This window comes from Microbacterium daqui (assembly GCF_050408675.1).
Classification (GTDB): Bacteria; Actinomycetota; Actinomycetes; order Actinomycetales; family Microbacteriaceae; genus Microbacterium.
The window spans coordinates 225,149-238,868 of record NZ_JBNTKF010000001.1 but is presented as its reverse complement, the minus strand read 5'-3'; the positions used below and the strand labels follow the sequence as shown (position 1 = coordinate 238,868).

At 63.5% G+C, this 13,720-nt stretch carries 16 protein-coding genes; all 16 read right to left on the bottom strand.

The genetic code is table 11. The features are described from left to right. Positions 1-281: 281 nt before the first annotated feature. A complete protein-coding gene (gene lgt, locus ACQUSY_RS01115; RefSeq protein WP_428902676.1) occupies positions 282-1,223 on the bottom strand; it encodes a prolipoprotein diacylglyceryl transferase in 942 nt (313 codons plus the stop codon). 34 nt (positions 1,224-1,257) lie between these two features. Beyond that, positions 1,258-2,049 (bottom strand): tryptophan synthase subunit alpha, encoded by a 792-nt coding sequence (trpA, locus tag ACQUSY_RS01110; protein WP_428902675.1) that lies wholly within the window; start codon positions 2,047-2,049, stop codon positions 1,258-1,260. Next, positions 2,046-3,251, bottom strand: a complete 1,206-nt coding sequence (gene trpB, locus ACQUSY_RS01105; RefSeq protein WP_428902674.1) for a tryptophan synthase subunit beta — start codon at positions 3,249-3,251, stop codon at positions 2,046-2,048. The genes trpA and trpB overlap by 4 nt, the downstream gene beginning before the upstream one ends. Positions 3,252-3,253: 2 nt before the next feature. Then, positions 3,254-4,027: an indole-3-glycerol phosphate synthase TrpC gene (gene trpC / locus ACQUSY_RS01100; RefSeq protein WP_428902673.1), complete on the bottom strand. Its 774-nt coding sequence runs from the start codon at positions 4,025-4,027 to the stop codon at positions 3,254-3,256. After that, a complete protein-coding gene (locus ACQUSY_RS01095) occupies positions 4,027-4,257 on the bottom strand; it encodes an HGxxPAAW family protein (protein WP_428902672.1) in 231 nt (76 codons plus the stop codon). The genes trpC and ACQUSY_RS01095 overlap by 1 nt, the downstream gene beginning before the upstream one ends. 63 nt (positions 4,258-4,320) lie before the next feature. Further along, positions 4,321-4,911: a Trp biosynthesis-associated membrane protein gene (locus ACQUSY_RS01090; RefSeq protein ID WP_428902671.1), complete on the bottom strand. Its 591-nt coding sequence runs from the start codon at positions 4,909-4,911 to the stop codon at positions 4,321-4,323. Then, entirely contained in the window at positions 4,908-5,252 is a 345-nt protein-coding gene (hisI, locus tag ACQUSY_RS01085) for a phosphoribosyl-AMP cyclohydrolase (protein WP_428902670.1), read from the bottom strand. Before hisI ends, ACQUSY_RS01090 begins: the two co-directional genes overlap by 4 nt. Continuing rightward, on the bottom strand, positions 5,249-6,010 hold the full coding sequence (hisF, locus tag ACQUSY_RS01080) for an imidazole glycerol phosphate synthase subunit HisF (protein ID WP_428902669.1): 762 nt from the start codon (positions 6,008-6,010) through the stop codon (positions 5,249-5,251). Before hisF ends, hisI begins: the two co-directional genes overlap by 4 nt. Beyond that, complete coding sequence (gene hisG / locus ACQUSY_RS01075; protein WP_428902668.1) at positions 6,010-6,849, bottom strand: ATP phosphoribosyltransferase; 840 nt, start codon at positions 6,847-6,849, stop codon at positions 6,010-6,012. Before hisG ends, hisF begins: the two co-directional genes overlap by 1 nt. Before the next feature lie 21 nt (positions 6,850-6,870). Continuing rightward, the gene (locus ACQUSY_RS01070) at positions 6,871-7,134 is read right to left on the bottom strand and encodes a phosphoribosyl-ATP diphosphatase (protein ID WP_428902667.1); all 264 of its coding nucleotides are present in this window, start codon (positions 7,132-7,134) and stop codon (positions 6,871-6,873) included. A gap of 12 nt (positions 7,135-7,146) precedes the next feature. After that, positions 7,147-7,836: a ribulose-phosphate 3-epimerase gene (gene rpe / locus ACQUSY_RS01065; protein ID WP_428902736.1), complete on the bottom strand. Its 690-nt coding sequence runs from the start codon at positions 7,834-7,836 to the stop codon at positions 7,147-7,149. 11 nt (positions 7,837-7,847) lie between these two features. Then, the gene (locus ACQUSY_RS01060) at positions 7,848-9,224 is read right to left on the bottom strand and encodes an RsmB/NOP family class I SAM-dependent RNA methyltransferase (RefSeq protein WP_428902666.1); all 1,377 of its coding nucleotides are present in this window, start codon (positions 9,222-9,224) and stop codon (positions 7,848-7,850) included. After that, positions 9,221-10,141 carry a methionyl-tRNA formyltransferase gene (gene fmt, locus ACQUSY_RS01055; protein WP_428902665.1) on the bottom strand — a complete coding sequence of 307 codons (921 nt, stop codon included), beginning with the start codon at positions 10,139-10,141 and terminating at the stop codon, positions 9,221-9,223. Before fmt ends, ACQUSY_RS01060 begins: the two co-directional genes overlap by 4 nt. Positions 10,142-10,149: 8 nt before the next feature. Beyond that, positions 10,150-12,135, bottom strand: coding sequence for a primosomal protein N' family DNA-binding protein (locus ACQUSY_RS01050; protein WP_428902664.1), 1,986 nt, complete (start codon positions 12,133-12,135; stop codon positions 10,150-10,152). A 1-nt stretch (position 12,136) separates the two neighbouring features. Then, positions 12,137-13,327: a methionine adenosyltransferase gene (gene metK / locus ACQUSY_RS01045; protein WP_428902663.1), complete on the bottom strand. Its 1,191-nt coding sequence runs from the start codon at positions 13,325-13,327 to the stop codon at positions 12,137-12,139. A gap of 82 nt (positions 13,328-13,409) precedes the next feature. After that, on the bottom strand, positions 13,410-13,664 hold the full coding sequence (gene rpoZ / locus ACQUSY_RS01040) for a DNA-directed RNA polymerase subunit omega (protein WP_428902662.1): 255 nt from the start codon (positions 13,662-13,664) through the stop codon (positions 13,410-13,412). Positions 13,665-13,720 lie beyond the last annotated feature (56 nt).

The following is a 13,720-nucleotide window of genomic DNA, read 5'->3' as shown; positions in this document are numbered from 1 at the left end:
TGATGAAAGTCAGTGGGAGGTTCTCTCACATCGACCCATCGGGAGATTGTTTTGAAATCCTAGCATTTTGATTTTCGCGCTCATGACCATCCCCAAAACCTGCGAAACCATGCGCTTTCGTGCAGCCCGCTCGATGGTTCCGTGCGCAGAAACCTGAGGGCCGCTTCTCCCCGTCTTTCCGCCACTCGTCAGTTCCTGAGCGGAACCACGAGTGCGGCTGCAGAAAAAGCAGAAAGTCGTGAAGAAATATTTCTTCACGACTTTCTGAACGGCGTGTTGCGCTACGCCTTGGTGGTCTCAGGGGCCTGAACCGCACCTTCCGGAGCGGAAGTGTCGACGTACTCGACATCGGCTGCCTTGCCCTCCGGCTCACGACCGGGCACGTACGGCGACGGCTCCAGGCCATAGTGGCGGCGTTGGATGAACAGCACGATCAGGCCGACGACGATACCGATGATGGCCGACCAAACGTTCGTGCGCAGGCCGAGGATGATTTCGCTCGGGTCGATACGGATCGACTCCCAAACGACGCGGCCAGCCGAATACCAAATGAGGTAGGTCGCGAAGAGGCGGCCCCACTGCATGCTGGCCTTACGACCCAGCCACAGCAGCACGACGACACCCATCACGTTCCAGATCACTTCGTAGAGGAACGTGGGGTGGTACAGCGTGCCGGGTGCGGCGCCGATCGGCAGTGCGGGGTTGCCAGGAGCGATCTCCAGACCCCACGGCAGGTCGGTGGGGAGGCCAAAGAGCTCCTGGTTGAACCAGTTGCCAAAGCGGCCCATGGCCTGTGCGAGCAGCATGCCCGGAGCCAGCGCGTCAGCGAACGTTGTAAAGCGAATGCCCGTCCAGCGGCAACCAAGCCACGCACCGATAGCGCCACCGATCAGGGAGCCGTAGATGGCGATGCCACCCTCCCAAATCTTGACCCACGCCCAGGGGTCAGTTACTTCGGGGCCGAAGTAGTCGTCAAAGTGCGTGAACACGTGGAAGAGACGCGCACCAACGAGGGCAAGCGGCACCGCGATCAGAATGATGTCGATGACCACCCACGGCTCAGCACCGCGCTTGGTGAGTCGGTGGTTCGTCATGAACGTCGCGACGATAATGCCGGCGATGATGCACAACGCGTAGAAGTAGATCGTGAACGGACCCACCGTGAAGCTGTTGATATCAGGGCTCGGGATACTCGTGGCAACGCTGTTTGCGAAGGACTGCATGTGAGAAGTCTACTTCCGTGTCTTTTGGGGCGCTCTAGGCGCGAGGACGAGGTTTACCGGCGGCCAGTGCGCGGGTCGTGGCAGCGAGACCCTCAACACCGTTGTCGCGCAGCGAACGCACCAACGCGGTTCCGACGATCGCGCCGTCGGCATATTCGAGCACGCCCGCGATCTGCTCAGGGGTGGAGATTCCGATGCCGACGCACGCGCGGAGCGGCCCGTACTGACGCAGACGACCGACGAGGGTGCGGGCGGCCGCGTCGAGCTGGGCGCGCTCCCCCGTGATACCCATCGTCGAGACCGTGTACACGAAGCCCGTCGAGTTATCGACGATCATCTTGAGGCGCTCTTCGGTAGATGTCGGTGCGGCCAGGAAGATGCGATCGAGCCCGGTGCGCTTGCTCGCGGCAATCCACTCTGTAGCAGCTTCTGGCGTGATGTCGGGCGTGATCAGCCCGGCACCACCGGCGGCCAACAGGTCGTCGGCGTAGCGGTCAACGCCATACTGGATGACCGGGTTCCAGTACGTCATGACGACGACCGGAATGTCGATGCGCTCCGTGATGGCCTTGATCGTCGGAAAAAGGTCGGCGAGGCGGAAGCCTTGCGCGAGCACCTGCTGCGTTGCCTGTTGGATTACTTCGCCATCCATCACCGGGTCGGAGTACGGTGGGCCGAGCTCGATGATGTCGGCGCCGTTCTCGGCGAGAGCAACGGCGGCCTCAATCGAGGTTTCACGGTCGGGGAATCCGGCGGGGAGGTACCCGATCAGAACACCGCGGCCCTCAGCCTCGGCTGCGGCGATCGCCGCTTCGACGCGGCTCATGCCTGCTCCTTGTCGTACAGATCGAAGTACCGCGCAGCGGTATCCATGTCTTTGTCGCCGCGGCCGGAGAGGCATACGGCGATCGTGGCATCTGGGCCGAGCTCCTTCCCGAGGCGAATGGCGCCAGCGAGTGCGTGCGCCGATTCGATTGCGGGAATGATGCCTTCGGTACGGCTCAGCAAACGCAATGCCTGCATTGCTTCATCGTCCGTCGCCGGAATGTACTCGGCACGACCGATTGAAGCGAGCCATGCGTGCGCGGGGCCGACCCCCGGGTAGTCGAGACCCGCAGAAATCGAGTGCGATTCGATCGTCTGGCCGTCTTCGTCTTGCAGAACGTATGTCTTCGAGCCGTGAAGCACGCCGGGGCGGCCACGCTCGATTGACGCGGCGTGACGTACCGTGTCGACACCGTCGCCGGCAGCTTCGACGCCGTACAGCGCTACGCCTTCGTCGTCGAGGAATGCATCAAACATACCAATGGCGTTCGAGCCACCACCGACCGCAGCAACAACCGCGTTCGGCAGCTGGCCGGTCAGGTCGAGAATCTGCGCGCGTGCTTCTTCACTGATGATGGCTTGGAAGCCCTGAACCATCGCCGGGAACGGGTGCGGGCCAGCCGCAGTACCGAAGATGTAGTTGGTTGTCTCTACCGTCGCGACCCAGTCACGGTAGGCGTCGTTGATCGCATCTTTCAGCGTGCGCGAACCGGTCTTGACGGCAATGACTTCAGCGCCGAGCAACCGCATGCGGGCGACGTTGAGAGCCTGGCGCTCGGTGTCTACCTCACCCATGTAGATCGTGCACTCGAGACCAAAGAGCGCGGCAGCGGTCGCCGTGGCGACACCGTGCTGACCGGCGCCGGTCTCGGCGATCACTCGTGTCTTGCCGAGGCGCTTCGTGAGAAGTGCCTGGCCGAGAACGTTGTTGATCTTGTGTGAACCAGTGTGGTTGAGGTCTTCACGCTTCAGAATGATGCGTGCGCCACCCGCGTGTTCGGCAAACCGCGGAACCTCGGTGATGACCGAGGGCCGGCCCGCGTAGGAGCGCAGCAACTCACGGTACTCCGCGATGAACGCAGGGTCAGCCATAGCCTCTTCCCATACGACAGTGAGTTCATCTATCGCCGCAATGAGCGATTCGGGCATGTAACGCCCGCCGAAGTCGCCGAAGAAGGGTCCGTGTTCGTCACGAAGACTCATGCTTATACCGCCAGGAATTGTTTCAGGGTGGCTACCGGATCGCCGGTAACCAAAGCCTCACCAATCAGCACCACGTCGGCACCGGCCGCACGATAGTGCGCAACATCGGCCGGGGTGAGAACGGCAGACTCTGCGATCTTGATGGCGTCAGCTGGGAAGGCGTCTACCAGCGTGCCGAAGAGGTCGCGGTCGAGCTCGAATGTCGTGAGGTTACGAGCGTTCACGCCGATCAGCTTCGCGCCGATCGCCTTCGCGCGCTCGAGTTCTTCGGCCGAGTGCGTTTCGACGAGGGGCGTCATACCCAGCGACACAATCAGACGGTACAGCCGCTCCAATGTCGCTTGGTCAAGTGCCGCAACAATCAGCAACACGAGGTCGGCGCCCGCCGCGCGAGCCTCGAGCACCTGATACTCGGTGGCGATGAAGTCTTTACGCAACACCGGCAGCCCAACGCGAGCACGCACCGCCTCAAGGTCAGCGAGGCTGCCCTTGAACTTGTGGCGCTCGGTGAGCACGCTGATCGCGGAGGCGCCACCCTGCTCATAGAGAGCAGCCTGGTGTGCGGGATCAGGAATATCGGCAAGGTCGCCGCGCGACGGAGAAGCGCGCTTCACCTCGGCGATAATCTTGACAACATCAGCCGGGGCCAATGCAGCCAACGCGTCAATCGCCGCGGGGCGCGTCAAAGCTTCGCGCTCAACCACGGCGATCGGACGGAGCGCTTCGCGCTCCTCTGCGTCAGCGACTGCGCCGGCCGTCAGGTCGGCGAGTGCCATCAGTGAGCCTTCGGAGCGTACTTCGGGCCCTTAACACCCCAACCGAGCTTGGCCATCAGCCAGCCCACGAGCAGGCCGACTACCAGCAGGCCAGCCGAGATGTAGACGCCCGTCGGGTTGTGCGTTACGAAGAAAAAGGTTCCGACGCCAAAGGCGACGAGCATGATCGTCACAGCGGTCCACGCGGCAGGCGAGTGTCCGTGGCCGGGGTCGTCGATCGGGTTGCTCATAGTTCTCCTCCGAGAAAGTCGTTAAGGGATGTTCAGTCTATCGGGATTGTGTACGCGCGCTGGTCAGACGCTCTGTGTGGGGTCTTCCCCACGGCTCAAATCGTCCCAGGAATCGATTTTGTCGAGCGGGCCGGTGTGCGCGGTGCCCGCAGTCGACGTGCGGTACTTCTTGCCGGACGCCGCCCAGGACTTTGCCGTGACCAGTGTGAGAAGCCCACCCGCGGTAATTAGCAACCAGGCAACAACGGTCACCGTCACCCACGGCGTCAGTGTCAGTTCCGTCACCATCGCGATAATCGCCGAGTCCCCGGCGATACCGGTGGCTTCCGTCACAGCGGCCGCAACATCGAGGGCAGAAGCACCGGTGATCAGGCGAACGTTCATCACGAGCATGGCCGCACCAATGATGACGGCGAGGGCTCCGAGGACGTACCGAAAGGCGACTCCGGCGATGGCGAGCGTAATGGCAGCGGCAATGGCGGCGAGGCTCAGCGGCGCCATCAGCGCGATGGCGCCGGCACCGGCCACGTGGATCGGTTCGGCTGCGCCATCATTGATCGTGGCGTCAAGCCACGTTTGTGTCGAGGCGATCAGCCCAAAAAGCCCGCCGGCCAGAATGCCCAAAACGCTGAGAAGTCGTGCGCGCTTCGTCATTCCGCATCATCCAAACGCAGGTCGCGGTCGTCGAAGCACGTACGGGTTCCGGTGTGGCAGGCGGCACCGGTCTGCTCAACCTGGAGCAACAGGGTGTCGCCGTCGCAGTCATACGACGCTGAAACCAGTGTCTGGGTGTGGCCCGACGTGTCGCCCTTGCGCCAGTATTCGCCGCGTGAGCGCGACCAGTAGGTGACGCGACCCTCGGTGAGGGTGCGGCGGAGCGCTTCTTCATCCATCCACGCCAACATCAACACTTCTTTGGTGTCAGCCTGTTGGACGATGGCCGGAACCAGGCCGTCGTTGTTGTAGACGACCTGCGAAAAGAGGGGCTGGGTCATCGCACCAACACTCCAGATTCACGCAGCGCCGTCTTGACGTCACCGATCGTGAATTGCCCCGAGTGGAAAACGCTCGCGGCGAGCACCGCGTCAGCACCGGCCTCCACAGCGGGAGCAAAGTGTTCCACGGCTCCGGCACCACCGGAGGCAATGACCGGAACATAGGCAATCTCGCGCATCAAGCGTATGAGTTCCAGATCAAACCCAGCCTTGGTTCCGTCGGCGTCGATCGAGTTGACAAGCAACTCCCCTGCGCCGCGTTCCATCGCCTCGCGAGACCAGTCCAGGGCATCGATCATCGTCTCTTTACGGCCACCGTGCGTCGTGACGACGAATCCGCTGTGGGTGACGCTCGAACGCTTCACATCGAGCGAAAGGACGAGCACTTGGGAGCCGAAGCGGTCGGCAATCTCCGAAATGAGCTCGGGCCGCGCAATCGCGGCGGAGTTCACGCCCACCTTGTCGGCACCGACGGCTTGCAGCCGGGCAACGTCGTCAACGCTGCGCACGCCGCCGCCGACGGTGAGCGGAATGAATACTTGTTCGGCGGTGCGGCGCACGACGTCGTACATTGTCGAGCGGTCATCAACCGTCGCGGTGACATCGAGGAAGGTCAGTTCATCGGCGCCCTCGTCGAAATAGCGCGCGGCCAGTTCGACCGGGTCGCCCATTTCTTTCAGGTTCTGAAAGTTGACGCCCTTGACGACCTTGCCGTCAGCAACATCGAGGCAGGGAATGACGCGGGTGGCGACGGTCATTAGAGTCTCGCCGCGTCGATTGCCGTGACCAGAATGGCCCGGGCGCCAATGGCGTACAGGTCATCCATCACCTTGTTAACCGACTTACGCGGGCTCATCACGCGCACAGCAACCCAAGCCGGGTCACGCAGTGGCGAAATGGTCGGCGATTCAATGCCGGGAGCGAGCGCAACGGCCTGATCGACAAGGTGTGAGGGCAGGTCGTAGTCGATCAGAACGTAGCGGCGCGCAACCATGACGCCACGCAGGCGGCGCAGGAGCGTTTCGGTGCCCTCAACGTCTTGCGGACCCGCGATTAGTACGGCCTCGGACTCGAGCAGCACAGGACCGAAGATCTCCAGCCCCGCTTGGCGCAGCGTGGTTCCGGTGGACACCACGTCGGCGACAGCGTCAGCAACGCCCAGGTCGACCGCAGACTCTACGGCGCCGTCGAGCGGAACCAGGTCAACGGCGACGCCGTGCTCGTCAAGGAATCGGTCGACAAGACCCGGGTAGGCGGTAGCGACGCGGAACCCTTCGAGGTCTTTCAGGTCAGTGAACCGACCGGGGCGGCTCGCGAACCGGAACGTCGAATCGCCGAAACCGAGGGCTTCGATCTCACGCGCCGGCATCCGCACGTCAAGCAGCAGGTCGCGGCCGGTGATACCGACATCGAGAGCGCCCGAAGCAACGTACGTCGCGATGTCGCGTGGGCGGAGGTAGAAAAACTCGACATCGTTAGGCGTGTCGATGACGTGCAGGTCTTTGGGGTCACGACGACCGGTGTAACCGGCCTCGGCGAGCATGGCCGAAGCCGTGTCAGAAAGGGAGCCCTTGTTGGGCACAGCAATACGAAGCATGGGGGCTTTCGGGTGAAGTTTTTACAGGTGGCGGTAAACATCGGCGAGGGTAATACCCTTCGCCAGCATCAGAACCTGGGCGTGGTAGAGCAACTGGGAAACTTCCAGCGCGAGGTCGTCGTTTGACTCGTACTCGGCAGCCATCCAGGCTTCAGCAGCTTCCTCCACGACTTTCTTGCCGATGGTATGCACGCCGGCTTCCAGGAGTTCGACCGTGCGAGAACCAGATTCTCCCGAGGTCGCCTTGTCGCTGAGCTCTGCAAACAAATCGTCGAAGGTCTTCACCCTCTTAGGGTACTAGTGGTTCCCGTGCCGGTGATACGCCGTTGCACACAAACCACGAAGTGTGACGATCGCATCATCAGGATCGGCCGCACCAAACACCGCTGAACCCGCCACAAACGTGTCAGCGCCGTTCTCGGCGGCGATGGCAATCGTGTCGACATTGATGCCACCATCAACCTGCAACCACACCTCGGAACCCACCGATCGCGCGTGAGCAGCCAATGCCGACAGCTTCGGCATGGTCTCCGGCATGAACGACTGCCCGCCAAAGCCGGGCTCCACCGTCATGACGAGAATCTGGTCGAACTCATCGAGGATGTCGTACAGAAACTCCGCCGGTGTTCCGGGCCGCAGCGCGATGCCCGCACGCGCGCCAATGTCGCGCACGCGCCGCGCCGTCGCGATCGGGTCGACCGTCGCCTCCGTGTGAAAGGTGACGGAAGCAACGCCCAGCTCTGCGTAAGCCGGTGCCCATTTGTCGCAGTCGTTGATCATCAGATGCACATCCAGCGGCACCGGGCTCGTATCTTGAACGCGCTGGGTCATTTGCGGACCGAACGTGAGGTTCGGCACGAAGTTGTTGTCCATGATGTCGACATGCACAAAGTCGGCGTTGCCGATGCGCTGCAGGTCACGCTCCATGTTGACAAAGTCGGCCGACAGAATGCTGGGGTTAATGCGCACGTCGCTCACGCCTCCCATTATGGCCGGGCTCACGCCTTCTTCTGGAGTAAAGCTAGAAACATACCGTCGGTGCCATGACGGTGCGGCCACAGTTGGGCGCGCCCGGAACCATCGGCTGGCGCAGGCAGGTCAAGTTCTGTGAGCGAGACGGCCTGCACCGCAGCCCGCGCATCGAGCTCATCAAACTCGTCACCCACCGCGCGGCGGAGGTGCGTGAGCACGCCGTTTGTCTCAGCAAGGTGCGGTGAGCACGTGACGTACCCAATGGTGCCGCCCGGTTTCAGCGCCATGAGCGCCGCATCGAGCAGTTCAAACTGCAGATCGGCGAGATCAGCCACGTCGCCAGGTTGTTTGCGCCATCGGGACTCCGGGCGTCGACGCAACGCGCCGAGGCCCGTGCACGGCGCATCCACCAGAATGCGGTCATACGTGTTCGGGCGCATCGCGGCGAAGTCGCGACCGTCTTCTTCGTGCACCGTGACGTCGAGCGGAATACCCGTCAGCGCCTGACGCACAAGGCCCGCTCGCTTGGGCGTGACCTCATTGGCCTCGAGCGTTGCACCGGCAGCCAGTGCCTCCGCCGCGAGAATGGCGGTCTTGCCGCCGGGGCCCGCGCACAGGTCAAGCCATTTCTCCCCCGGCTTGGCGTCGCCGTGGCGTGCGAGCGCCAGTGCCACGAGCTGCGACCCTTCGTCTTGCACGCGCACGCGTCCTTCAGATTCCCGCACCATCGTCGCCGGGTCGCCGCCGGGGCTGACAAAGCCCACGGGCGAACCCGTCGTGCGCGTTGCGTCTTCGGGAATCTCAGCAAGGCCAGGGAGGGCCGTCATCACGACGGAGGGCGAGGCGTTGTCAGCGGCGAGCAGTGCGTCGAGTTCGTCTTCACGCCCTTCGGCGGCCAGCGCGCGACGGAACGCACGAATCACCCATACCGGGTGCGATGCGGTGACCGACACTCGTTCATCATCGGAGCGTGCGGCATCTTCCAGCCGGGTCATCCAGGTGTCGAAGTCGGCCTCAACAACGCGGCGCATCACGGCGTTCGCGAACCCGGTGGCACGTTGGCCGACCATGTCACGCACGAGCTGCACTGTTTCGTTGACGGCAGCGTGGTCGGCTACACGGGTCGCGAGCACTTGGTGCACGCCCAGGCGCAACGCGTCGCGCACGGCCGGCTCAACACTGTCAATGCCACGTTTCGAGGCCATCTCGATGATCGCGTCGTACGTGCCCAGGCGGCGCAGCGTGCCGTACGTTAACTCAGTGGCGAAACCGGCGTCTTGCGGGCTGAGGGCCTGGCGACGGATCGCCACGGGCAACGCCAGGTTGGCGTACGCATCCGATGTTGACACGGAGTGAATGACTTCGTAGGCGACGCGGCGTGCGGGAGCGGCGTAGGTGGTCATGATCCTGCCTTCAACGATTCGATGCGGAGCCCGCGCCACCAGTCTGCGGCCGCCATCGCGGCTTTACCGGTGGGTTGCACGGTCACGAGAGTAAGTGGAGCGGTAGCGGTGCCCACGATGACAGCTTTGCCATCAAGACGGATTTCACCGGGAGCCGGCCGTTCCACACTGCCGGAGCGGGCCGCTCGCAGCACTTTGAGCGGCGCACCGTGAATGGTCGTGAAGGCGCCGGGCTCGGGCGTCACGCCGCGCACGTACGCGTACACAGCACCGGACTCCTGGTTCCATTCAATGCGCCCATCTTCGCGGTCGAGCTTCGCCGCAACTGAGGGCTCACCGCTCTGCGCGACGGCGACGGCGGTGCCAGCTTCGATATCGCGAACAACGTCAGCAACGATGGGTGCCCCGAGTTCGGCAAGTTCGTCGAGGAACTCGCCTGCGGTGGCATCAGCGGGCACCGGAACCTCGTGGCTGGCAAAAATATCGCCAGCATCAAGAGCGGCAACGAGTTGGAAGACGGCGATGCCGGTGACGGCGTCGTTAGCCATCATCGAACGCTGTACAGGCGCGGCACCGCGCCACAGCGGGAGCAGCGAGAAGTGCAGATTGATCCAGCCGTGCGTCGGAGCACTCAGCAGCGGCTCACGAACGAGCCCGCCATACGCCACGATGACACCGAGATCCACCGCATAGGCGGTGATCTCAGAGGTCGCGTCAGCATCGAGTCTTGCGGCCTTGATGACGGGAATGCCCAGCGCCGCAGCGGCATCGGCGATCGGAGACGGCGTCATAACCCGCTTGCGCCCGAGCGGAGCGTCCGGGCGTGTGATGACCACAGCCACGTCGTGCCCCGCGGCGACCAACGCGCGAAGCGTGGGTACAGCAACGGCGGGCGTGCCAGCAAATGCAATACGCATGGGAGTCCTTAAAGTTGCGGATCGGCAACGTCGGTGCGCAGCTTAAGCGTCGCACGCGGGGGTCGATTCGGGCGGGTGCGAGTGCTGCGCCGGCCGGCGACAGCCGCAGCGATAACACTCGCACGAAGGGAAGTCACGACGGCATGGCCTAGCGCATAGTCGTAGCGAACGAGAGTGCGAGCCAGCTCGTCGCCGTTGCCGTCGAGCGGTAGCGGGCCAAGCACGGCGTCACGCGCCAATTGGGGTACGTCGTCACGAAGCTTCGCGAGTGCAGTGCTGAGCGATTCGTGGTCGCCCTCGAGCATCGCGACACGAGACGTGGGAGGCATCCGCAGCGGCGCACGCTCGGCAAGCTCGGACTGGGCAAATGCCGCGTGCGTCCACGTCGCAAACGTGCGCGCGATGTCTCCGGTCACACCAACGAGGTGCACGGGAGCGCCGGGTGCGGCGAGAGCGGCGGCGTTCGACCACCACCGCAAGCAAGATTCGGCGACACGCAGGTCGTCGCTCATGAGCATGCGGTCGCCGTCGAGCAAGAGGACGGCGTGGTACCCGCCAGCGGCGATGGGTTCAGCACCGCGTGTCGCCACAACCAGGGCCGGCTTCTCCCCCACTTCCATGACCGTGTGCTCTCCGTCTGACACGACAACACGGGCACCGGGAAAGGCGCGCCCCAGGTCATCAGCCGTGCGCTCACTGCCCGACGATGCGAGGCGCACATTAACCGACTGACAATCGGGGCACTTCCAGCTGTGCGCGGTGCGTCCGCACCAACGGCACTGCGGCGCCGCGCCGCGAGCCTTCGCATGGAGCGGGCCGGAACAGTGCGCACACTTGGAGGGCGTACGGCACTTCGCGCACACCAACACCGGTGCATAACCCGGGCGAGACACCTGCACCAAGACCGGGCCCGTCGCCAGTGCTTCGCGCACCGCACGATAGGCGCTCGATGGGATGCGCGTGCCCGGAGCTTCGCTGTCGGTAGAAGCGGTCAGGACCGTGCTCGGCGCATACCGGCGAGCGGCCGTAATCTCGGTCACGTATCCGAGGGCGATCAGGCGCTCGACATCGGACGTGCGGGTGTGGCCAGCGAAGACCAATGCACAGCCCGACAGTTCTTGGCGCACGAGCGCGGCATCTCGCGAGTGGACGTACGGCGCAAGCGGCTCTTCAAGCAGGCTGTCACCGTCATCCCACATCACGATGAGGCTCGCGTCGACGGGCGAATAGATCGCAGAACGATTGCCCACAACGATGACGGGTGCCGCGGCGAGTGTTCGCAAGAAGCTGCGGTAGCGGTCGGGGCCAGACTGACGCGCGTCCACGCGCGCCACAGCGTCGTCGGCGACGAAGTCGCTGAGCGCCGTCATAACCGCATCTTGATCACGATAGTCAGGAACAACGACGATCGTGCTCTCGCCGCTCGCAAGGCGCTGCGTCGCCAGTGCCGCCACGAGCATCGCCCAGGCGCCCACCGTGCCGCCGTCATTCGTTGTGACGGGATGCGCAATCGCGGTGAGGGCCACACGCTCGCGCGCGATGACCGCGGCCGCTAGACCAGGAAAGTCGTCAACCAACGTGTCTGCGTACGAAACCGCGTCGCCCGCAACCACCGCAGCAACAGGTTCCGTCGCTGTCAGCCACTGCTTCTCAACGCGCACCTGACGCTTGGGGACGGCGAGACGCAGAATGTCGTTCGCCGCGCCTCCGGCACGATCGGCGACCTTTCGCGCGAGCGTGTAGAGGAACGGCGGAACAACGCACGCGGTTGAGACGACGCTATCGATTTCGCTGAGCGGGCGATCAACGCTCGCCTCGGCGACGACTTCGATCGCGATGGCATCGACAATTCGTCCCACGGTACGCAGTGGCACCCTGAGGCGAACGCCCGGCTGCACCGAGCTTTCGAGTGCGTCCGGAACGGTGTAGTCGAACAGCCTGTCAAGCTGTGGCAGGGGCGAATCGATCAGTACGCGAACGATTCGCTGCGGCATGTCAGAGCCCGGCAGCAGCGCGCAACTCGTCGACGCGGGTGGTCTTTTCCCACGTGAAGTCAGGAAGCTCGCGGCCGAAGTGACCGTACGCTGCCGTTGCCGCGTAAATCGGGCGCAACAGGTCGAGCTCTTCAATGATCGCGCTCGGGCGCAGGTCAAAGACGCTGCTGATAGCCGAAGCGATCGCGTCGTCATCGATCTTTCCGGTGCCGAACGACTCAACGTACAGACCAACCGGGTGTGCCTTGCCAATCGCGTAGGCAACCTGAACCTCAAGGCGGTCAGCGAGGCCAGCGGCGACAGCGTTCTTCGCTACCCAGCGCATCGCGTACGCCGCCGAGCGGTCAACCTTCGACGGGTCTTTGCCGCTAAAGGCACCGCCACCGTGACGAGCGGCGCCACCGTACGTGTCGATGATGATTTTGCGACCGGTGAGGCCGGCGTCGCCCTTCGGGCCACCGATTTCGAACGGACCTGCGGGGTTGAAGTACAGCTTGTAATCGGGGGCGTCCAGGCCAGACTCAGCGAGTACCGGCTCGATGACGTGCGTGCGCACCGCCTCGCGCAGGGCCTCCTGCGTCACGTTGGGGTTGTGCTGCGTTGACACGACGACAGCCTCGATCGATTTCGGCGTGAAACCGTCATAGCCGAGCGTCACCTGGGTCTTGCCGTCGGGGCGAAGCTCCGGGATAGTTCCGTCGTGGCGAACCGCCGCCAGGCGCTCGGCCAAGCGGTGTGCCAGCCACGCCGATGCCGGCATCAGTTGTGGGGTCTCGTTCGTGGCGAAACCAAACATGATGCCCTGGTCGCCCGCGCCCTGCAGGTCGTGACGATCAGCAGAACCTTCGCGCGCCTCAAGTGCCTGCGAAACACCCGCATGGATGTCGCCTGACTGCTCGCCAACTGAAACCGTGACACCGCACGAGTCGCCGTCAAAGCCGGTCTCGCTCGAGGTGTAGCCAATGGTGTTCACCACACGACGAGCAATGCCCGAAATGTCGGCGTAGGCGTCGGTACGCAGCTCACCGGCAACATGAATGAGACCCGTGGTGACGAGCGTCTCGATCGCCGCGTGCGTGTTGCGGTCTTTGCTCAGCAGGTCATCGAGGATGCTGTCCGAGATCTGGTCGCAGATCTTATCGGGGTGTCCTTCGGTGACAGACTCAGAGGTGAACAGGCGCAGGCTAGTCATTTATAGGCTCCAGTCGTAGGTGTCACACACAAATATGCCCGCCGCCACGGACATTCCATGACGGCGGGTCATAAATCGAGATTTACTCGGCAGCGCGCAGGCGCAGCTTGTCCTCGTTGATCTCGTGAAGAGCGATCGTCAGCGGCTTGTCTTCAACAGACGAGTCCACGAGCGGGCCCACGTTGTCGAAGAGGTTGCCCTCCTGCAGGTCCGAGTAGTAGTCGTTGATCTGGCGTGCGCGCTTGGACGCGTAGATAACCAGTTCGTACTTGGACTCAACCTTGCTGAGCAGGTTGTCAATGGGCGGGTCGATGATGCCCAGGTTGGTGCCGGCCATGGCAGACCTCCTGTGTCGGAGTGGAAAAGACGTGGCGTGGCGGAATCCGCGCATAC